This window comes from Pseudomonas sp. MM213 (assembly GCF_020423045.1).
GTDB lineage: Bacteria > Pseudomonadota > Gammaproteobacteria > Pseudomonadales > Pseudomonadaceae > Aquipseudomonas > Aquipseudomonas migulae.
Genome location: NZ_CP081943.1, coordinates 2,574,879 through 2,595,559, shown reverse-complemented (window position 1 = coordinate 2,595,559; position 20,681 = coordinate 2,574,879). Strand labels below are relative to the sequence as shown.

At 61.3% G+C, this 20,681-nt stretch carries 20 protein-coding genes; 6 read left to right on the top strand and 14 right to left on the bottom strand.

Going from position 1 to position 20,681, the window contains the following annotated elements; all coding sequences use genetic code 11:
* Position 1: 1 nt before the first annotated feature.
* The 7 genes from K5R88_RS11860 to paaA all read right to left on the bottom strand — a co-directional run bounded on the left by K5R88_RS11860 (position 2) and on the right by paaA (position 5,830).
* A complete protein-coding gene (locus tag K5R88_RS11860) occupies positions 2-1,648 on the bottom strand; it encodes a cation acetate symporter (protein ID WP_008032374.1) in 1,647 nt (548 codons plus the stop codon).
* Positions 1,645-1,953 (bottom strand): DUF485 domain-containing protein, encoded by a 309-nt coding sequence (locus K5R88_RS11855; RefSeq protein WP_008032377.1) that lies wholly within the window; start codon positions 1,951-1,953, stop codon positions 1,645-1,647. The genes K5R88_RS11860 and K5R88_RS11855 overlap by 4 nt, the downstream gene beginning before the upstream one ends.
* A gap of 177 nt (positions 1,954-2,130) precedes the next feature.
* Positions 2,131-3,207: a 1,2-phenylacetyl-CoA epoxidase subunit PaaE gene (gene paaE, locus K5R88_RS11850; RefSeq protein ID WP_008032379.1), complete on the bottom strand. Its 1,077-nt coding sequence runs from the start codon at positions 3,205-3,207 to the stop codon at positions 2,131-2,133.
* A 33-nt stretch (positions 3,208-3,240) separates the two neighbouring features.
* Positions 3,241-3,774 (bottom strand): 1,2-phenylacetyl-CoA epoxidase subunit PaaD, encoded by a 534-nt coding sequence (gene paaD / locus K5R88_RS11845; protein ID WP_008032381.1) that lies wholly within the window; start codon positions 3,772-3,774, stop codon positions 3,241-3,243.
* On the bottom strand, positions 3,761-4,522 hold the full coding sequence (gene paaC / locus K5R88_RS11840; RefSeq protein WP_223449779.1) for a 1,2-phenylacetyl-CoA epoxidase subunit PaaC: 762 nt from the start codon (positions 4,520-4,522) through the stop codon (positions 3,761-3,763). Before paaC ends, paaD begins: the two co-directional genes overlap by 14 nt.
* A gap of 8 nt (positions 4,523-4,530) precedes the next feature.
* A complete protein-coding gene (paaB, locus tag K5R88_RS11835) occupies positions 4,531-4,812 on the bottom strand; it encodes a 1,2-phenylacetyl-CoA epoxidase subunit PaaB (protein WP_007943393.1) in 282 nt (93 codons plus the stop codon).
* 28 nt (positions 4,813-4,840) lie between these two features.
* A complete protein-coding gene (gene paaA, locus K5R88_RS11830) occupies positions 4,841-5,830 on the bottom strand; it encodes a 1,2-phenylacetyl-CoA epoxidase subunit PaaA (protein WP_008032385.1) in 990 nt (329 codons plus the stop codon).
* A 220-nt stretch (positions 5,831-6,050) separates the two neighbouring features.
* Between paaA and K5R88_RS11825 the strand changes: the two genes are divergently transcribed.
* Positions 6,051-6,602, top strand: coding sequence for a hypothetical protein (locus K5R88_RS11825; RefSeq protein ID WP_223449778.1), 552 nt, complete (start codon positions 6,051-6,053; stop codon positions 6,600-6,602).
* A 646-nt stretch (positions 6,603-7,248) separates the two neighbouring features.
* Here K5R88_RS11825 and paaK read toward each other — a convergent pair.
* The 6 genes from paaK to paaF all read right to left on the bottom strand — a co-directional run bounded on the left by paaK (position 7,249) and on the right by paaF (position 13,456).
* A complete protein-coding gene (gene paaK, locus K5R88_RS11820; RefSeq protein WP_008025272.1) occupies positions 7,249-8,574 on the bottom strand; it encodes a phenylacetate--CoA ligase PaaK in 1,326 nt (441 codons plus the stop codon).
* 99 nt (positions 8,575-8,673) lie between these two features.
* On the bottom strand, positions 8,674-9,885 hold the full coding sequence (gene pcaF / locus K5R88_RS11815) for a 3-oxoadipyl-CoA thiolase (protein ID WP_192228902.1): 1,212 nt from the start codon (positions 9,883-9,885) through the stop codon (positions 8,674-8,676).
* A complete protein-coding gene (paaI, locus tag K5R88_RS11810) occupies positions 9,878-10,327 on the bottom strand; it encodes a hydroxyphenylacetyl-CoA thioesterase PaaI (protein ID WP_008025274.1) in 450 nt (149 codons plus the stop codon). The genes pcaF and paaI overlap by 8 nt, the downstream gene beginning before the upstream one ends.
* On the bottom strand, positions 10,320-11,837 hold the full coding sequence (gene paaH / locus K5R88_RS11805; RefSeq protein WP_226300002.1) for a 3-hydroxyacyl-CoA dehydrogenase PaaH: 1,518 nt from the start codon (positions 11,835-11,837) through the stop codon (positions 10,320-10,322). Before paaH ends, paaI begins: the two co-directional genes overlap by 8 nt.
* A gap of 3 nt (positions 11,838-11,840) precedes the next feature.
* Entirely contained in the window at positions 11,841-12,632 is a 792-nt protein-coding gene (gene paaG, locus K5R88_RS11800) for a 2-(1,2-epoxy-1,2-dihydrophenyl)acetyl-CoA isomerase PaaG (RefSeq protein WP_226300001.1), read from the bottom strand.
* Positions 12,633-12,682: 50 nt separating this feature from the next.
* A complete protein-coding gene (gene paaF, locus K5R88_RS11795) occupies positions 12,683-13,456 on the bottom strand; it encodes a 2,3-dehydroadipyl-CoA hydratase PaaF (protein WP_226300000.1) in 774 nt (257 codons plus the stop codon).
* A gap of 360 nt (positions 13,457-13,816) precedes the next feature.
* Here paaF and paaY point away from each other — a divergent pair, with 360 nt between their 5' ends.
* The 3 genes from paaY to feaR all read left to right on the top strand — a co-directional run bounded on the left by paaY (position 13,817) and on the right by feaR (position 16,499).
* Positions 13,817-14,413, top strand: coding sequence for a phenylacetic acid degradation protein PaaY (gene paaY, locus K5R88_RS11790; protein ID WP_008038299.1), 597 nt, complete (start codon positions 13,817-13,819; stop codon positions 14,411-14,413).
* Positions 14,414-14,574: 161 nt separating this feature from the next.
* A complete protein-coding gene (gene paaX / locus K5R88_RS11785; RefSeq protein ID WP_008025283.1) occupies positions 14,575-15,498 on the top strand; it encodes a phenylacetic acid degradation operon negative regulatory protein PaaX in 924 nt (307 codons plus the stop codon).
* 86 nt (positions 15,499-15,584) lie between these two features.
* Complete coding sequence (gene feaR, locus K5R88_RS11780) at positions 15,585-16,499, top strand: transcriptional regulator FeaR (protein ID WP_008038301.1); 915 nt, start codon at positions 15,585-15,587, stop codon at positions 16,497-16,499.
* A gap of 140 nt (positions 16,500-16,639) precedes the next feature.
* Here feaR and tynA read toward each other — a convergent pair whose 3' ends face one another.
* Positions 16,640-18,928, bottom strand: a complete 2,289-nt coding sequence (gene tynA / locus K5R88_RS11775) for a primary-amine oxidase (RefSeq protein ID WP_226299999.1) — start codon at positions 18,926-18,928, stop codon at positions 16,640-16,642.
* 215 nt (positions 18,929-19,143) lie between these two features.
* On the opposite strand from tynA, the gene K5R88_RS11770 reads away from it, so the two are divergent.
* Positions 19,144-19,644: a sigma-70 family RNA polymerase sigma factor gene (locus K5R88_RS11770; protein ID WP_008025288.1), complete on the top strand. Its 501-nt coding sequence runs from the start codon at positions 19,144-19,146 to the stop codon at positions 19,642-19,644.
* Between the two features lie 40 nt (positions 19,645-19,684).
* Complete coding sequence (locus tag K5R88_RS11765) at positions 19,685-20,668, top strand: FecR family protein (RefSeq protein ID WP_226299998.1); 984 nt, start codon at positions 19,685-19,687, stop codon at positions 20,666-20,668.
* The last annotated feature ends 13 nt before the right edge of the window (positions 20,669-20,681 follow it).

The window sequence follows — 20,681 nt, the reverse complement described above, 5'->3', positions numbered from 1 at the left end:
ATTAGTGCTTGCTGGCGCCGGAGGCACCGATGCCGGTCATCGAACGGATGAACTGCGCCAGGTAGCGGCCGCGCTCAAGGGCCGCTCGCGGCGAGGTGTCGGTGACCGAAAACAGCCAGGCACTGAAAAACGCGAGGCTCATGGAAAACAGCGCCGGGTTGGAGTACGGGAACAGCGCCTTGTCGTGATGCAGCACGTTGACCCACACCGCCGGGCTCAGTACCAGCAGGACAATCGCCGAGACCAGCCCCGTCAGGCTGCCGGTGACCGCGCCGCGAGTGGTCAGGCCTTTCCAGTACATCGAAAGGAACAGCACCGGGAAATTCACCGACGCGGCGATGGCCAGCACCAGGCCGGAAAGGAACGCAATGTTCTGCGATTCGAACAGCAGGCCGAGGATGATCGCCAGCACGCCGATGCACAGCGTGGCAATGCGCGACACGCGGATTTCCTGCTGCTCGGTGGCCTGTCCCTTGCGCATCACGCAGGCATACAAATCGTGGGACACTGCCGAGGCACCGGACAACGCCAGGCCTGCAACCACCGCCAGAATGGTGGCGAAGGCCACCGCCGAGATGAAGCCGAGGAACAGGTTGCCGCCCACGGCTTGCGCCAGGTGCACGGCAATCATGTTGCCGCCGCCGATGATCGCGCCGCTGGCATCGCGGAACGCAGGATCGGTGCCGACCATGACGATGGCGCCGAAGCCGACGATGATCAGCAGCAAGTAGAAGTAACCGATGAAACCGGTGGCGTAGAACACGCTTTTACGTGCTTCCTTGGCATCGCTGACGGTGAAGAAACGCATCAGGATATGCGGCAGGCCGGCGGTGCCGAACATCATGCCCAAGCCCAGCGAGATCGCATCGATCGGGTTCGACAGCAAACCACCAGGCGCCATGATCGCGCTGCCCTTGGCGTGCACGGCAGTGGCGCCGGCGAACATCGCTTCGGTGCTGAAACCGAAATGCTTGAGCACCATGAACGCCATGAACGTGGTGCCGAACAGCAGCATCACCGCTTTGATGATCTGCACCCACGTGGTGGCGAGCATGCCGCCGAAGGTCACGTAGAACACCATCAACACACCGACCAGCATCACCGCGTAGAGGTAGTCGATGCCGAACAGCAACTCGATCAGCTTGCCGGCACCGACCATCTGCGCCACCAGGTACATCAACGCGACGGTCAGGGTGCCGAACGCCGAGGTCAGGCGCACCGGGGTTTGTTCCAGGCGATAAGAGACCACGTCGGCGAACGTATATTTGCCGAGGTTGCGCAGGCGCTCAGCGATCAGGAACAGGATGATCGGCCAGCCCGCCAACACGCCCAGCGCGTAGAGCAAGCCGTCGTAGCCATTGAGAAACATCATCGCCGAGATGCCGAGGAAGGACGCCGCCGAGATCATGTCGCCGGCAATCGCCAGGCCGTTCTGGAAGCCAGTCATGCCACCGCCTGCGGTGTAGAAGTCGCTGGCGGAACGGGTACGCAATGCGGCCCAACGCGTGACGCCGAGGGTGAACAGCACGAACACCAGGAACATGCCGATGGCGTTCCAGTTCAATGGGCGGGACGCGCCGTCGGCGGCGACCGCGAAGTCGGTGACCGCTGCCAGCGGCAACAGGAACAACGCCAGGAGACGGCTCATCGGGCGCACTCCTGTTTCAGTTTTTCGTTGAGCGGATCAATCACGTTGTTGGCGCGATAGACGTAGAAACCGGTCAGCGCGAAGGCCAATACCACGATCACCACACCGACCAGCATGCCCACCGAGGTCACACCGCCGCTCAAGGATTGGCCGAGGGTGGCGGGGGAGAACGCCACCAGCAACACGAAGCCGAAATAGATCACCAGCATGATCAGCGACAGCGACCAGTACAGGTTTTGTTTGCGACGAACCAGCTGGATGAAATCGGGGTGCTGGCGGATGAGTTCTACGTCTGTGGGTGTCATGGCACGCTCTCTGTTGTTGTTTTTGTTGTGGGGTGAAGCAGGTTCTCGGGGGCGCCCCGGTCTCTGTAGGAGCGAGGCTTGCCCGCGAAGAGGCCGGCAGATTCAACATTGATGTCGTCTGATGGTCAGTCTTCGCGGGCAAGCCTCGCTCCTACAGGTTCCGTGTTTGCCGGATAATCAGAGTTGGTCGAAATCCAGGATGACTTTGTCGCTGACCGGATACGCCTGGCACGACAGCACGTAACCGGCAGCCACTTCGTAGTCTTCCAGGGCGTGGTTGCTGTCCATTTCCACTTCGCCTTCGATGACCTTGCATTTGCATGTCGAGCACACGCCGGCCTTGCACGAGTAAGGCAGTTCGGCGCCCTGGGCGTTGCCGGCATCGAGGATGCTCTGGCTGTTGCGCGGCAGGTCGAAGGCCAGCGCGCGGCCGTCGCTGATAACGGTGATCTGGCTGACCGCCGCATCAACTTGCCGTGCAGCCTCGCGAGCCTCGCGTTTTTGCTGGCTGCCAGCGGCGGCGAACAGTTCGAAATGGATGCGCTCCGGTGCCATGCCCTTGGCCTTGAGGCTGTCGCGCACGGTTTCGGTCATCTCCTGCGGGCCACAGATGAATGCCGCATCGAGGGCTTTGACATCGAGCCAGCGGGAGAACAGTTGCTCGCATTTCTCGGCGTTGATCCGGCCGTTGTACAGGTCGACATCCTGCTGCTCGCGGCTGAACACGAAGATCAGGTTCAGACGCTGCAAGTAGCGGTTTTTCAAATCTTCGAGCTGTTCACGGAACAGCGCGCCGGAACTTGAGCGGTTGCCATACAGCAGCGTGACGCGGCTATGCGGTTCGGTTTGCAGGGTGGTCTTGATGATCGACAGGATCGGCGTGATGCCGCTGCCCGCCGCCACGGCCAGGTAATGACCGTGGCGTTGTGGGTCGAGCTCGACGCAGAAGTGCCCGGCCGGCGGCATCACTTCCAGGCTATGCCCGGCCTTGAGCTGCTCATTGGCGAATGCGGAGAAACGCCCGCCGGCCACACGCTTGATCGCGACGCGCAGTTCGCCGTCATTGACGCCGGTGCAGATCGAATACGAACGACGCACTTCTTCGCCATCCATTTGCGTGCGCATCACCAGGTGCTGGCCCTGGGTGAAGTGAAAACTGTCTTGCAGGTGCTGCGGAATATCGAAGGCGATGGACACCGCGTCACGGGTTTCGGCACGCACGTCCTTGATGGTCAGGCTGTGAAATTTGCTCATTATTGTTCTCCAGCTGGGACGGCCGATCGCCGCTCAGATGCACTTGAAATAGTCGAACGGCTCGCGGCAATCGACGCAGCGGTACAACGCCTTGCACGCGGTGGAACCGAACTCGCTGAGCACTTCGGTGTGCGCGCTGCCGCATTGCGGGCAGACGATCACCGGGCTTTCGCCGAGCAGGCTGCGTTTGCTGGTGCTGCCGTCGGGCGGTGCGATGCCATAAGCGCGCAGGCGTTCGCGGCCGATGTCGGTGATCCAGTCGGTGGTCCACGCCGGGGTCAATTTGCGTTCCAGTTGCGGTGCCCTGAAGCCGGCAAGCTCCAGCGCATCGCGGATGTCGCTTTCAATCACCTCGGTGGCGGGGCAGCCGGAGTAGGTCGGCGTGACCACCACGTGCAAGTGGCCGGCTTGCCAGTCGAGATCGCGCACGATGCCGAGGTCGACCACGCTGACCACCGGCACTTCCGGGTCCATGACCTGCGCCAGGGTCGCCCACGCGGCGGCCAGGTCCGTCGGTTGGGCCGGCCGGGCGCCGAGGTCGCTGGCGATCAGCTCACCAGGTTGCATCGGGGTACGCTCGTGGCAGGAATTGCATCTCCGCCAACAGGATGCCGAGGTGTTCGGTGTGCAGGCCCTTGCGCGCATTCAGGTAGAAATAGCTCGGCGCGGCAGGCACCGGCAGGGTGGCGCTGGCGAAAATCTCGTTGACCCTGGCTTGCCACGCGGCGGCGACGGTGGCGATGTCCGGGGTGATGCCGGCTTCGCACAGACGCTGTTCGCTGTCATCGGCAGCGATCAGTTCCACGGTAAAGCGCCAGACCTCAGGGATCGCTGCGAGCATGCGCTTGTGGCTTTCCTCGGTGCCGTCGCCCAGACGCTCGACCCACTCGCCGGAGCGGCGCAGGTGATAGGTGACTTCCTTTACGGCTTTGGCAGCGATCCCGGCGATGCGCTCATCGCTGGACTGGCTCAAACCTTTAAGCACTTCCAGGTGCCAGGCGTCATACAGGAACTGCTTGAGGATGGTCACCGCGTAATCGCCGTTGGGTTGTTCCACCAGCAGCAGGTTGCGATAGGCGCGCTCATCGCGACGGAACGCCAGGTGATCGGCATCGCGATCGTCGCCCAGCAGTTCAGCGGCGTATTCCAGCCAGTTGCGCGCCTGGCCGACGAGGTCGAGGCCGACATTCATCAGCGCCAGTTCTTCTTCCAGCGCCGGCGCCTTGCCGCACCATTGGCACAGGCGCTGGCCCTGGATCAGGGCGCTGTCGCCGAGGCGCAGCAGGTATTCGATCAGATCGGTGTTGTTATTCATGGTCGACCTCACATGTGCCCGACTTCGGCCGGCAGCTCGTAGAAGCTGGCATGGCGATAAACCTTGTCGTCCGACGGGTCGAACAGCGGATCTTTTTCATCCGGCGACGAGGCGGTGATCAGTGCCGACGGCACGACCCACAGGCTCACGCCTTCGCTGCGACGGGTGTACAACTCACGCGCGTTCTCGATGGCCATGGTGGTGTCGGCGGCATGCACGCTGCCGACGTGCTTGTGGTTGAGGCCGTGCTTGCTGCGCACGAAGACTTCGAAAAGGGTCCATTCGGACATGGCGGTGTCTCCAGATCAGGTGGCCGAATCAGGCGGCGTTCTTGTTTTGTTTTTTGCGGGCGTGGGCAACTGCGGCTTCGCGGACCCAGGCGCCGTCTTCAATGGCTTTGCGGCGAGTGGCGACGCGTTCCTGGTTGCACGGGCCGTTGCCCTTGAGCACTTCGTAGAACTCGCTCCACTGGATTTCACCGAAGTCGTAATGGCCGCGTTCGGCGTTCCACTTCAGGTCCGGATCGGGGCAGGTGCAACCGAGCAATTCGAGTTGCGGGATGGTCTGGTCGATGAAGCGCTGGCGCAGTTCGTCGTTGCTCTGGCGTTTGATTTTCCAGGCCATGGACTGGGCGCTGTTCGGCGAGTGTTCGTCGCTCGGGCCGAACATCATCAGCGACGGCCACCACAGGCGGTTGATCGCGTCCTGGACCATGTCTTTTTGCGCCTGATTGCCGTGGCGCATCATGGTCAGAAGGATTTCGTAGCCTTGGCGCTGGTGGAAACTTTCTTCCTTGCAGATGCGCACCATGGCCCGGGAGTAGGGGCCGTATGAGGTGCGTTGCAACACCACCTGATTGACGATCGCGGCGCCGTCCACCAGCCAGCCCACTGCGCCCATGTCGGCCCAGTTCAGGGTTGGGTAGTTGAAGATGCTCGAGTACTTGGCCTTGCCGCTGTGCAGCTTGGCGATTTCTTCGTCGCGGTCGGCGCCGAGGGTTTCCATGGCGCTGTACAGGTACAGGCCGTGGCCGGCTTCGTCCTGAATCTTGGCCATCAATTGCAGTTTGCGTTTGAGCGATGGCGCGCGGGTGACCCAGTTGCCTTCGGGCAGCATGCCGACGATTTCCGAGTGGGCGTGCTGCGAGATCTGCCGGATCAGGGTCTGGCGATAGGCATCAGGCATCCAGTTTTTCGCTTCGATCTTGATTTCTGAATCGATTTTTTCCTGGAAGGCGCGTTCCTGTTCGGACATTTCCGACAGGTCCTTGATGCGCTTAACGCCGGTTTCTACGAGCTGTGCGTACATTGGGGGTCTCCCGCCTTGAATCTGATCGAGGGCATGGAGAACTTTATAAGCGATACAGAATTTAATATCAAACACAAAATATCGTGTCGTATGTTTTTTTGTATCGCTTTCGACGTACGGGGCAAGTCCGGTTTCTGGACAGCCTGATGGCGCCTTAGTAGCATCCGCCGCTTACCGACTGGGCGACTCGTCATCGGTGACGGAATTTCAAGGAGTGGGCATGCAGGATTTCACCTTCGGTAAGGTCAGGATTCATTTCCACATCGAGCATGGGGTGGTGATCAGCAATACGCCGAGCCGTGGGGTGATCTGGATCAGAACGAAGGAGGGCGAAGAGCGCCGTCTGGAATATGGTTTTGAAGATTTCCAGTTGCGTAAAGGTCATGAGGTTTCCGTGATCTACGCAAGCAGTTCACACAAGGAATATGTGTGTCCGGTAGTGCTGCGCAATCACCATCTTTCGCTCAGTTATGCCTTGGGTTCGAGTGATGTTATCTATAAGGAGATGGCCAAGCCGCTGTCCTGGTCCTGGCTGGTTTTGGTGGCGCTGATCGTCCCGTCATCGTTTATCGCCAAGTGGTTTGGTCATTTTGGAGGAGGCTTTGTACTGCCATTCATCTATTGGCTGGGGGTGGCCAAGCTCGACGACATGCGCAAAGCGCGACTGATCCCGGCGCTGGGTGCTCACATCGATAGGCTGGACAGACGCGTCACTGCCAGGCGCTCCGTTGACCGGGCGCTCTCTCGCGATTCCATGAAGGCGAGGCTCTGAAATCATGGCTTTTCGGAGCCCGCATGAACCCTGTAGGAGCTGGCTTGCCGGCGATAGCGTCCGTCCAGCCAATACAAACGTCGACTGACCCACCGCCATCGCCAGCAAGCCGGCTCCTACAGGGAATCGCGTACGCTTTTGCTTCTCACCACTCATCAGGCCGAGCGTTAGCTCGCCTTCAGCTTTTGATCTGAGCGCCCCCTCGAGAGGCCGAGCGCAGGTTCTGCGCAGTGGGCAACCCGGCATGGATGCCGGGTTAGCCGCCCCAGGCCAGGGATGGCCGATGGCGGCGGGCCCACGGAGCAGGACCGGAGCGAGGGCATGGCGAGCATTAGCGAGCCACCGAACGAAAGGGGCAAGAGCGCTTGGTTACTTGGGGCTCTTCCAAGTGACTCGCCGTAAGGGCGAAACCATTAGCGGCCGTTACCGCAGGAATGGATATATACACCCGAAAGAAAATGGTCGGCTGTCAGGCCGCCATCGTCGGAACGCCGCCCGCAGCAAGCCGGCTCCTACAATAGATCGCGGTACATACGCGAGAATCGGGTTGCCTATAAAGCCTTCGCGAGCAGGCTCGCTCCCACAGAGTTCGTGCGCGTACACCCAAAAAAAGCCCCGCAAAAGCGGGGCTTAAAGGGTGCAGCAGTCATGCTTTCGGGCGTTTGTCCATCACGTGACAAGCCTTGCCCTCAGAGCGCTTGATCGAATGCAGAGGCTGCAAAACAATCCGCGAACTGATCCCGATATACGTCTTGATGTGCTTGCTCAACTCGCCACAAACAGCCCTCTGCTGCTCATCGCTCAAGTGCTGGTGTTCAGCCTTCAACTCGACATGCACATCCACGCTGTCCAGGTTCCCGTTGCGATACAGATGAATCTCATAACACTCTGAAAGCTGTTTGATTTTCAGCACCTGCTCCTCGATCTGCGTCGGAAACACGTTAACCCCGCGAATGATCAACATGTCATCGCTACGCCCGGTAATCTTGTCGATCCGCCGCATCGGCCGCGCAGTCCCCGGCAGCAGGCGCGTCAGGTCGCGGGTGCGGTAGCGGATCATCGGCAAGGCTTCCTTGCTCAGGGACGTGAACACCAGTTCGCCCATCTGCCCGTCCGGCAGCACTTCACCGGTAACCGGGTCGATGATTTCCGGGTAGAAATGGTCTTCCCAGATCGTCGGGCCGTCCTTGGTTTCAGCGCATTCCATAGCGACGCCCGGCCCCATGATTTCCGAGAGGCCGTAGATGTCCAGTGCGGTGATGCCCAAACGGTTCTCGATGGCGCTGCGCAGTTCGCCGGTCCACGGCTCGGCACCGAAGATTCCCAGGCGCAGGGCCAGTTTGTGCGGGTCGATGCCCTGGCGCTCGATTTCATCGGCGATGTTGAGCATGTACGACGGCGTGACCATGATGATGTCCGGCTGGAAATCCTTGATCAGTTGCACTTGCTTTTCAGTCTGGCCGCCGGACATCGGAATTACCGTGCAACCCAGGCGTTCGGCGCCGTAGTGCGCGCCGAGGCCGCCGGTGAACAGGCCGTAGCCATAGGAAATGTGCACTTTGTCGCCACGTCGGCCACCGGCTGCGCGGATCGAGCGCGCGACCACGTTGGCCCAGGTGTCGATGTCGTTCTGCGTGTAACCGACGACGGTCGGTTTGCCGGTGGTGCCGCTGGACGCGTGCAGGCGCACCACGTCCTGCATCGGCACGGCAAACATGCCGTAGGGGTAGTTGTCGCGCAGGTCGGATTTGGTGGTGAACGGAAACTTCGCCAGGTCTTCCAGGGATTTGATGTCATCCGGGTGCACGCCCAGTGCATCGAAGCGCTGACGGTACAGCGGCACATTTTTGTAGGCGTGGTTGAGGCTCCAGCGCAGGCGTTCCAGCTGGTGCTGACGGAGTTCGTCAATGCTGGCGGTTTCCAGCGGGTCCAGCACGGGATCAAGCACGGCTTTGGCAATTGGCATGTTCATAACTTCACTCGAATTATTTTTGTGTTTCAGCCCGGCCGCAGCCGGGCTTTGAGTGCATGCCCCAAGGATACCTCTAGGCTCCCCGGGAATCGCGATTCTTTAGTCGGACAAGCGCTCAATGATCAGCGCAATGCCCTGGCCGACGCCGATGCACATGGTGCACAAGGCGTAGCGGCCCTGACGTTCTTCCAGTTCGTGCAGGGCGGTGGTGACCAGCCGCGCACCGCTCATGCCCAATGGGTGGCCGAGGGCGATGGCGCCGCCATTCGGGTTGACCCGCGGGTCGGTGTCGCTCAAACCCAGTTCGCGCAACACCGCCAGGCCTTGCGCGGCGAAGGCTTCGTTGAGTTCGATCACGTCCATGTCGGCGAGGCTCAGGTTGGCCAGTTCCAGCACTTTGCGCGTCGCTGGTACCGGGCCGATGCCCATGATGCGCGGCTCGACACCGGCAGTGGCCATGGCCACAACCCGGCCGCGAGCCTTCAGGCCGTGGCGTTTGGCGACCGCCGGGCTGGCCAGCAACAGCGCGCAAGCGCCGTCATTGACCCCGGAGGCATTGCCGGCGGTGACGCTGCCGCCTTCGCGAAACGGCGTGCCGAGTTTCTGCAACTGCTCAAGCGTGGTGTCGCCGCGGGGGTGTTCGTCATGCTCGACGACTTTGGCCGGGCCTTTGCGCTGCGGGATTTCCACCGCGACGATTTCCTTGGCCAGACGCCCACTGGCCTGGGCCGCGCCGGCACGCTGCTGGCTGCGCAGGGCAAAGGCGTCCTGGTCGGCGCGGGAGATGTTGAACTGCTCGGCGACGTTCTCGGCGGTTTCCGGCATCGAGTCGATGCCGTAGGTTTTTTTCATCAGCGGATTGACGAAGCGCCAGCCGATGGTGGTGTCGTAGACCTGCGCATCCCGGGAGAAGGCCTGTTCGGCCTTGCCCATGACCAACGGCGCGCGGGACATCGATTCGACGCCGCCGACCAGCATCAGCCCGGCTTCGCCGCAACGAATCGCCCGCGCTGCGGTGCCGATGGCATCCAGCCCGGAACCGCACAAGCGGTTGAGCGTGGTGCCCGGCACGCTGACCGGCAACCCGGCCAACAGCGCCGACATACGCGCGACGTTGCGGTTGTCTTCGCCGGCCTGGTTGGCGCAGCCGTAGATCACATCATCCACGGCATTCCAGTTGACCTGCGGGTGGCGGCGCAGCAGTTCGCGCAACGGCACTGCACCGAGGTCGTCGGCGCGTACGCTGCTCAAGGCACCGGCGTAGCGGCCGATCGGGGTCCGCACGGCGTCGATGATCAAGGCGTCATTCATTCGGGGTCTCCTGCGCGAGCACAGCGCCGCGCACTTTGTAGGATTTGCCATGGAACAGCGCGATCAGCTGGCCCAGTTGGTTTTCAATCCGCACGTCGTAGTTGCCGGTGCGACCGGAGCGGCTCTGCTCGGTGCAATCGGCGGTCAAGGTGTCGCCCAGGCGTGCCGGGGCGATGTAGTCGATGCTGCAACCGATGGCCACGGTGGCTTCGTTGTAGCTGTTGCAGGCAAAGGCAAACGCCGAGTCGGCGAGGGCGAACAGGTAACCGCCGTGGCAAGTGCCGTGGCCCTGAATCATGTCGGCGCGCACGCTCATGCCGACGCGGGCGCAGCCCGGTGCCGCCGAGAGCAGGCGCATGCCCATGGCCTGGCTCGCGGCGTCGCGCTTGAACATCGTTTGCGCGCAGTTGCTGGCCAGGTTCATTGCTTCGTGATTAGTCATGGAACGTCCTCCCTTCAGCGACGCGGCGGCGCAACAGCAGCGACGGTCGATAGCGTTGTTCGCCGTAGCTCGTTTGCAGGTTTTCCAGCACGTTGAGGATGTGCGCGAGGCCAATGGCGTCGGCCCAGGCCAGCGGGCCTTGCGGGTAATTGACGCCGGCGCGCATCGCCAGATCGATGTCGGCGGCCGAGGCCACGCCTTGCAGCACGGCGTCGGCGGCTTCGTTGGCGAGCATCGCCACCGTGCGCAACACTGCGAGCGCGGGGCTGTCGCTGAGTTGGCTGACGGTGAATCCAGCGCGTTGCAGCAGTGCGACGCCGTGTTCGAGTGCCGAAGGGGAGATGTCTGCCGAGCAACTGATGGCGATGCGGCTGGCCTTGCCGTAGTCGAAGGCCAGGTCCAGCAGGATCAGATTGCGCAGCCCGTCTTCTTTCGCCCGCTGACAGGCCATGCGCCCGTCGCTAAGCGCCAGCACCGCATCGCCGACTTTCAACAGGCCTTGGCCATCGCGCTGAATGACGTTGATCTGATGTTCGTGCAGACGCGCAATCAACGCGTTGGCGATGCCGAGATCACCTTCCACGACGCAGGTTTCAACCGGGTGATCGCTGCTGATAGAGGTCGGCTGTGGTCGCTCGGAGCCTTCGGCATAACGGTAGAAGCCATGGGCGCTTTTGCGACCCAGGCGCCCGGCGTCGACCAATTCCTTCTGAATCAGCGAAGGCAGGAAACGTGTATCCCCGTAATAGGCATCAAACACAGAACAGGTCACGGCATAGTTGACGTCATGGCCGATCAGGTCGGTCAGTTCGAAGGCGCCCATCGCAAAACCACCGGCCTCGCGCATCAGCGCATCCAGCGTCGGGCAATCCGCCGCGCCTTCCTGCAGCAGGCGCAGGCTTTCGGCGTAGAACGGGCGGGCGACGCGGTTGACGATAAAGCCCGGTGTCGAGCGGGTGTGTACGGGTTTTTTGCCCCAGGCTTTGGCGGTGTCGTACAGACACTCGGCCAACGCCGGATCGCTGGCCAGCCCGGAAACGATTTCCACCAGCGCCATGAGCGGCGCCGGGTTGAAGAAGTGCAAGCCGAGCAAGCGTTGCGGATGGTTCAGCTGCGCGGCGATGCTGGTGATCGACAGCGACGAAGTGTTGCTCGCCAGAATGCAGTGCTCACCGCAGATGCCTTCCAGTTGGCGAAAGAGTGCGCGTTTGACCTCAAGGTTTTCGACGATGGCTTCGATGATCAGCTCGCACTCGGCCAGCGCTTCGATGACTTCCACAGCGTGCAGGCGCGCAATCGTTGCGCTGCGCGACTCGGCGGACAGTTTGCCGTTCTCGACCCGTTTGCCCAGTTGTCGATCAATGCCTTCAATGGCCTGGGCCGCAGCGCCGGGGCGATTGTCCAGCAGCAATACCGGATGACCGGCCTGCGCCGCGACCTGGGCAATGCCTGCGCCCATGGCCCCGGCGCCGATCACCGCGATGCGCGCGTTAGTGTTCAGTGCGGTCATGACTCAGCGCCCCTTGAAACTTGGGCTGCGTTTTTCCATGAACGCGCTGACGCCTTCACGGTAATCCTCGCTGCGCCCGGCCAGGCGTTGCAGGTCTTTTTCCAGCTCCAGTTGTTCGTCGAAGGTGTTGCTCAGGCTGGCGTTGAGGCTGCGCTTGATCAGCGCCAGGCCGTACGTCGGTTGCGTGGCCAGATGACGGGCGAGGGTCAGGGCTTCATTGCGCAATTCGGCGTCATCCACCACGCGGTAGATCAGCCCCCATTGCTCGGCTTGCTCGGCGCTCAGGCGATTGCCGAGCAAGGCCAGCGCCTTGGCGCGGGCCATGCCGACCAGGCGCGGCAAGGTCCAGGTGCCGCCGGAATCCGGGATCAAACCGATCTTGCAGAAGGCCTGGATGAAGCTCGCCGAACGCGCTGCCAATACCAGGTCGCAAGCCAGTGGAATGTTGGCGCCGGCGCCGGCCGCCACGCCATTGACCGCGCAGATCACCGGCAGCGGCAGGTCGCGCAACTGGCGGATCAGCGGGTTGTAGAACTTCTCGATGGACTCACCCAGATCCGGCACGGCGCTGCCCGGCGCGACATTGCGGTCGCTGAGGTCTTGCCCGGCGCAGAAACCGCGACCTTCAGCGGTCAGCAGCAGTACGCGCACGTCCGGGTTCTGTCGAACCTGCTTGAGCGCTTCCTTCACTTCGCCGTGCATCTGCGTGTTGAAGCTGTTGAGTTGGTCCGGGCGATTGAGGCTCAGCAGGGCAACGCCGGCCTCGATGGAAAACAGGATGTGTTCGAAGTTCATGGTCTTGGCGTTCTCTGGGAGGTCGTTCGAATTCGTTATCGATGGCCGGATTACTGGCCAGTGAAGGTCGGCGTGCGTTTTTGCTGAAAGGCCTCAATGCCTTCGTCGCGGTCGCGGGTGCCGGCCAGCACGGTGAAGGCGTGGCGCTCGAAACGCAGGCCGCTGGCGAGGTCGGTGTCCATCGCCTTGAGCAGCGCTTCCTTGGCCAGGCGCACCGCCAGCGGTGCTTTCGTGGCAATGCTGCGGGCGATCTGCAGCGCACGCTCGACGGTGAATTCCGGTTGGGTGACTTCGCTGACCAGCCCGGCGCGCTGGGCCTGGCGGGCGTCGATCGGCTCGCCGGTCAGGACCATCTGCATGGCCATGGATTTACCGACGGCGCGCAGCAAACGTTGAGTGCCGCCGGCGCCGGGCATGATCCCGAGATTGATTTCCGGCTGGCCGAAACGTGCGTCCTCGCCGGCGATGATGATGTCGGCGTGCATCGCCAGTTCGCAGCCACCGCCGAGGGCGAAGCCGTTGACGGCGGCGATCAGCGGTTTGTTGAAGCGGGTGATGGTTTGCCATGACTCCTGGCGCGGGTCGTCGAGGATGCCGACCAGATTGCGTTCGGCCATTTCCTTGATGTCAGCACCGGCCGCGAAGGCTTTGCGGCTGCCGGTCAGGACCACGACGCGGGTCTCGGCATCGGCTTGCGCGGCCGTCAGTTCGTCCGCCAGTTCACCCAGCAATTGGGTGGTCAGGGCATTCAACGCTTGCGGACGCTGCAAGGTAATCAGGCGGACGCCCGGTTCGTGGAATTCGACAGCAAGGGTTAGAGGCATGGCGGATGCCCTCACGGTGCACGCTCGGCTGTAATGCCGGCTCATTATTGGATCGGCGCGTAGGCCGGTTTTGCCGGAGTATACCTATAACGTGATACGTAAATGCAATACAAAAATAGATTTAATGTGTCCTATCGTCGGGTTTGTGGTTTTATGGTTGTGGTTTGAATGGCTTTGATCAAGCGCTGGATGCGCCTGTTTTATTGGTTTTAGCCGGGGTTTTGTCGTCTAAATAGACGCGGCGGGCCAGTGGCTTTGTAAGTGATACGGTTTTTGTGCTTTGTTAATGTAAAAGTGATGTGATACAAAATGAGTCTACATCGGCATCGCTTTGTGAATGCTCTAATAAGGAAACGCCCCATGACTTGCTACAGCCTCGATGGCCTGACTCCGGTGGTTGACCCCAGCGCTTACGTTCACCCGTCCGCCGTGCTGATCGGCGACGTGATCATCGGTCCCCATTGCTACGTCGGTCCGCTGGCGAGTCTGCGCGGTGACTTCGGCCGGATCGTGCTGGAGGAGGGCGCCAATCTGCAGGACACCTGCGTGATGCACGGTTTCCCGGACAGCGACACCGTGGTTGAGCGCAACGGTCACATCGGCCATGGCGCGGTGCTGCACGGCTGCCGGATTGGCGCCGACGCGTTGGTGGGGATGAATGCGGTGGTGATGGATAATGCGCGCATCGGTGCTCGCTCATTCGTCTCGGCGGCGGCCTTCGTCAAGGCCGGTTTCGAAGGCCCCGAGCAGTCGCTGATCATGGGCGCGCCGGCCAGCGTCAAGCGCAGCCTCAGCGATGAAGAGGTGTCGTGGAAGCAGGCGGGCACTCGCGAGTATCAGCAACTGGCCAAGCGTTGCCTGGAGCAGATGCAAGTCTGCGAGCCGCTGACCGAACCGGAGCCCGACCGCCCGCGTATCAGCGACAGCGGCCTGCGGCCCAAGGGCAGTTCTCTATGAAAGTTGTTCTCCTGTAGGAGCGAAGCTTGCTCGCGAAGGTGTGTCAGTCGACAACCCTTTAGCTGACACACCTTCGCGAGCAAGCTTCGCTCCTACAGGGATTTGCAATTAACCGGCGGACATTCGGTATATTCCTTTTCTTTTTTCAGCTCGGTACGCCCATGTCGTCCCTGACACCCTTGAACCATCTGATTACCCGCTTCCAGGAGCAGACGCCGATCCGCGCCAGTTCCTTGATCATCACGCTGTACGGGGATGCCATCGAACCCCACGGCGGCACGGTGTGGCTGGGCAGCCTGATTCAGTTGCTCGAGCCCATCGGCATCAATGAACGGCTGATCCGCACCTCGATTTTTCGCCTGACCAAGGAAGGCTGGCTGACCGCCGAAAAAGTCGGGCGCCGTAGCTACTACAGCCTGACCGGCGCCGGCCGTCGGCGTTTCGACAAAGCCTTCAAGCGGGTCTACAGCTCCACCGTTCCGGCCTGGGACGGTTCGTGGTGCCTGGTGATGCTTACGCAACTGACCCAGGACAAGCGCAAACAAGTGCGCGAAGAACTGGAGTGGCAAGGTTTTGGTGCGATCTCGCCCGCCGTGCTGGCCTGCCCGCGCAGTGATCGGGCCGACGTCAACGCGACCTTGCTCGACCTGGGTGCCCAGGAAGACACCATCGTCTTCGAAACCACCGCACAAGACGTGCTTGCCTCAAAGGCCCTGCGTTTGCAGGTGCGCGAGAGCTGGAACATCGAGGAGCTGGCGGCCCATTACAGCGAGTTCATCCAACTGTTCCGACCGCTCTGGCAAGCGCTTCGCGAGCAGGAAAACCTGCAACCGTCGGACTGCTTCCTGGCACGGGTCCTGCTTATTCACGAGTACCGCAAACTGCTGCTGCGTGACCCGCAATTGCCGGACGAGTTGTTGCCCGGCGATTGGGAAGGACGCGCCGCCCGCCAGTTGTGCCGCAACATTTACCGGCTGATCTACGCCAAGGCCGAAGAGTGGTTGAACACTGCACTGGAAACCGCCGATGGTCCGTTGCCGGACGTGGGCGAAAGCTTTTATCGGCGCTTTGGCGGGCTTAAATAACCCGTCTGTTTCCGTAGGAGCGGCACTGTTCAGGAGAACCCGTGGATTGGCGTAGATAATAAAAACAAGCCTGCGTGAGGCCCGACATGATTTCTTCAATTGCACAGCGCCGTGATGGCTTCGATCAGTGGATTCATCAGATCAACCAGATCTGTGGCGCCTTCAATGCGCAACCCCTGGGTGATGAGTTTGCCGGACAGATCCGCGAGCACCAGGACGGCGCGCTGAAGCTCAGTTTTGTCGATGCCCGCCAGGCACGGCTGTACCGCACGCCTCACGAAGTGGCGGCGGGCGAGGACGGTAAATACTTTGCGGTGTTTCAGCTCGATGGCAGCGCCGGCATGGCTCAGGGCGACAGCAAGGTGTTGCTGTCGGCCGGGGATATCACGCTGATCGACGCCTCGCGCCCCAGCGACTTTACCTACAGTGAAAACTCCCGGCAGCTGTCATTGATTCTGCCGTCGCAACTGGTCGAGCAAACCCTGCGCTTCAATCCGGTCCAGTGCGGTCACCGGATCGCCGCGACATCCCCCATCGCGATGCTTTCGCACCGTTTGATTCTGGACGCCACGCACCAGCAATGCCTGAGTCGGGCAGAAAGCGAAGCGACGCTGGAGGCGATTGTCAGCCTGTTGCGTCCGGCCATCAGTCACAGCGAAGCATGCGCGGACGTGCATGAGCGCCTCTTTCGCAAGACCCTGGGCTTCATCGATGAGCACATCCGCTCGGAAGACCTCTGCCCCGAATGGCTGGCGCGCGAGGTGGGAATGTCGACGCGTGGTTTGTACCGGATGTTTGCCAAGAAGGGATTGGTGGTGGCGCGGTACATCAAGAATCGGCGACTGGATTTGTGCGCGGAGTCCCTGCGCCAAACGCGTACCGAGCAGAAGTTGTCGGTGCTGGGGTATTCATGGGGCTTTTCCGATTCGAGCTACTTTTCCACCGCGTTCAAATCGCGCTTCGGCATTTCGCCCGGTGAGTACCGCAAAAAACACGCCTGACCGACCCCTTGAAAACACATTACCCCCTGTAGGAGCCGGCTTGCTGGCGATGGCGGTGTGTCAGAAACATTAATCTCGACTGACTCACCGCGATCGTCGGAACGCCGCCCGCAGCAAGCCGGCTCCTACAGGGGGGCGCATTACTGCGGCACGTTGAGGTTCAGCGTCGGCGTCTCATCGAAGAAATTCCACGGCTTCAACAGCACATGCACCCACTCGGTCGGCATGATCGGCCATTCCTCCGCACGGGCGATGTGCGTGGTGCCGGTGGTCAGCCAGACCACGTCATCGCTGTTTTCGATGGACTGGTTGTCGTGGGTGAACTGCCCAAGCCCCGCATCCTTGTCCGAGCGGTTCGGGTACTTGCCTTCCGGGTACTTTTCTTCCGGGTTGTAGCGCGTCACCCACAGCTGTTTGTCCATGAAACTCAGGCGGTGATAGAGCCATTCGTCCTTGCCGAAATTGGCACCCTTGGCCACCGGGTGCGTGCCGCCGGCGTACGGAATCAACTGATAGGAAACCGGGTTGCCGACTTTGTTTTCCTTGCTGGTATTGGTCAGCAGGCGAACAGTCGACGGGTCGAATTTCTGCGCGGCTTGCTGCTCGGTGCCGACGACTTTGGTTTCGGTCTGCATCGTGCTGGTGCGCGGCCCGCCACGGTCGTTCGGGGCTACCACCGGGTTCACTTCCACCAGCGAGTTGTTCTCACCGTCCACGTCCATGTCCAGGCGGAAGTTGTAGATGTGCTGGTGCGTGGTGCCGACGATGTTGTGGTCCAGCAGCGTGCCGTAGCGCGTGTCTTCCTTGGCGGTGGCTTCGTGCATGGTTTTCGATTTGACGCCCTTGACCGCTTCAATGCCGGTGGCGCCGGCGTCGATGCCAATGGTGCCGTTTTGCTGGAAGACCCAGTCGAAAATGTAGTCGTAGTTGCCGACGGTGCTGATCCAGCGCACCACCAGTTCGCGACGCTCGGTGCTGAGGTTGGGCTGGCCCATTTCCTGGTGTTTGTATTCCGGGCCGGCGTAGCGCTCGAACACCGCCATGGCGCGGGGAATCGAAGTCGGGGCGCCGGTGTAGTCGGCAATGGTGGCGTCCAGCAGCACGGCGTTTTCTGGAGCATCTTTACCGCGCGCAATCGGCGAGGTCAGCGTGCCCATGCCGTAATCGCCCGAGTCGAGATAAGCCTTGAAGTACCAGCCGCCATCCGGATCGCCATAAGGCACAATCATGCCGCCCAGCGAGCCTTCGTACATGATTTTGCGTTTCTTGCCCTTGTCGTCATAAGTGACGGTGGACAGGATCGGGCCGACCCGCGAGTCGAGGCGAACGTGGAAGTCCCAGTTCTGCCAGTGAATGCTGTTGCCGGAGATGGTGTAGTTTTTGCCTTCGGGCTCGATGATCTCCAGCGGCTTGACCGACGTGCCCTTACGCCCGCGTCCGTCGTACGGCGTCGATTTCATCGGCACCGGAATGACCGCGTCGTCTTCGATCTTGATCAGTTTCTTCTGCTCCAGATCGACAATCGCCACCAGCCCCTCGATCGGGTGTGCCCAATAGTTGCCATCACCGGTATTCAGATAGCTGACGATTTTCAACAGGCGCTTGTCCTGCGCCAGGCCGTCCTTGCCGTCGAAGTAACCGACCGTCAACGGCGTGGCCACCACCTTCTTCACATCGCTGATACCGCGTTTGGTCAGCGCCTGCGCATACTCGGGGCTCGCTTCAATCGCCGATTGCACCGTCGCGAAGTCATCCAGCAGGACCATGCCGTGGGCGCCTTCGATCGGCTTCCACGATTTGAGCGTCTTGCTGTCGAGATCGACCAGGCCTTCAACCACATGCTTGCCGTCGAGCACCACAATGTTGGCCTGGCGCGGTTGGGCGACGTTTTGCCCGCTGTAGACGAAATTCCACACCTGATCCTTCGGCGGCTCGTTGACCGATATTTCCGTGAAGCGGAAACCGGGTTTGTAGTGCTCCGATTGCTTGATGATCTCGACAGCGGTCTTGATCTCATCCGCGCTCAGCGGGTTGAGCGGGTTAGGGCGCGTCTCGACGACAAAGGTCTTGTCCAGGCCGGACTGGAACACCTGATTGATGAAGTCCTTGGACATGAAAGCGGTCTTGCCCTTGAACACCACCGGCACACTCAGCTCCATCCGTTTGCCGTTGAGCATGGCGACCTTGCTGCCCGGTTTGACCTTGAGATAAACGCCGTCCTTGGCAATCACGAACAGGTCGGCGTAGTCGTCCCATTTCACCGTGGCCCCAAACTCCTCAAGGCCCGCTTGCAGCGGCACCATCTCGGCGTGCCCGCCATGGGCCTGAGCGGTGCCCGCCCAGTAAGGCAGGCCAAGCGTGCCAAGGCTGATGGCCAGCGCGAGGCGGGCGAGGGGTTTTCTTTTCAGTGAGGCAAAGGAGGTGAACATGTCTGAATTCCTGGACGAACGCCGGTGACTGGCATGACTGCACTTTGCTACAGCTTGTGGCTGGCTTCTTTTGGATGCCTGCCAGAATCCTTTGGCTGTGTGCCTAAATCAACTTTTCTCGTTGACGAGTGGTGGCGAGTTGGCTGTCTGGAATCCATTGCTTCCGGTTAATAGGAAGCATTACTATTCACGCCCCGTCATCACAGCACACCGCAATGACCCCCAAGTTGCCCCGCAGACACGGCTTTTTCGAGCATTACGAAGAGTTGGTTGGCACCTGGACCCGTCGCCTGAGAAATCGTCAGCAGGCCGAGGATCTGGCCCACGACACTTTCGTGCGGGTGCTTGAGTCCGATTCGGCGGCGGTGCAGCAGCCCCGGGCGTATTTGCACCAGACTGCGCGCAACATCGCGGTGGATGGTTATCGGCGTGAGGATCGGCGGGGCGCCATGGAGTCGGAGGCGGTTGATCACAGTGTGTCGTCGTCCGGCGACCCGGAGCATTTCATGCATGCGATCCAGTTGGCTGATTCCATTGAACGGGCGCTCACCGAGTTGCCGGTCAACTGTCGCAAGGTTTTTGTGTGGCAGAAGATCGAAGGGCTGACCCAGGCTGAAATCGCCGAACGCCTGGGACTGTCCAAGAACATGGTGGAAAAGTATATGATCCGCACCCTGCGGCATCTGCGCGACCGCCTCGACGGTTTGCAACCATGATCGGCCGTGCACTCTCATCCCCAGCCAAACAGGAACTTCCATGATGGATACTCGTGATTGCGCGTGCGGGCAAACGACGGTTCGCGATGAGGCGGCGCAGTGGTTTGTGCGTTTGCAGGAGCCGGCCATTGACGTCGAAGAGCGCCAGCGTTTCGAGTACTGGCTGAACGAGCACCCTCAGCACCGCGACGAATTTCAGTTGCTTCAGGGCCTGTGGACAGCCGCCGACCTGGTGCCGCGTGCGCGACTGCAAGCCTTGTGCGAAACCCCGTCGGCGCGCAGCAAACGTCGGCCGCTGGTGCGTTATGCGGTGGCGGCCAGTGTGGTGGCCGTGGCGCTGGGCCTGGGCCTGTTCAGCGGTTTGAATCAACCGGCGTCATACACCGCCGAGTATTCGACGACCATGGGCGAGCGTCGCCAGGTGGCGCTGCCGGACGGTTCGGTGATCGACCTGAACAGCCGCAGTCGTCTTCAGGTGCGCTTTGAAAAAAGTCAGCGCGGCATCGAATTGACGCAAGGCGAGGCGATGTTCAGCGTCGCCCATGACAGCGATCGGCCATTCGTGGTCCAAGCGGGCAGCGGCAAGGTCACGGTCACCGGCACGCGCTTCGATGTGCGTCGCGGCGCTCGTGACACCCGGGTCGTGGTGGAGCAGGGCACGGTCAGGGTTCAGGGGCACGGCGCGGCGGACAATGAGTTCGTCAACCTTACCGCTGGCCTGGGAACGCGCATTGATGCCCAGGGCAAAGTGGCCGCGGCCTATGCGGTCAACCCTGCGGAATTGACGGCCTGGCGCAACGGCAAACTGGTGTTCAACAACGCCAGCCTGGCCGAAGTGGCCGAGGAAGTGTCGCGTTATCGGGACAAGCCACTCACCGTCGGCAACGACACAGTGGGCAATCTGCGCCTGACTAGCGTGTTCAAATCCGACAACACCGACGCGCTGCTCAAGGCCTTGCCGACCATCTTGCCGGTGGCCGTGCGCACCCTCGATGACGGCAGTCAGGAAATAATTTCAAAATAAATTCAGGTTTTTT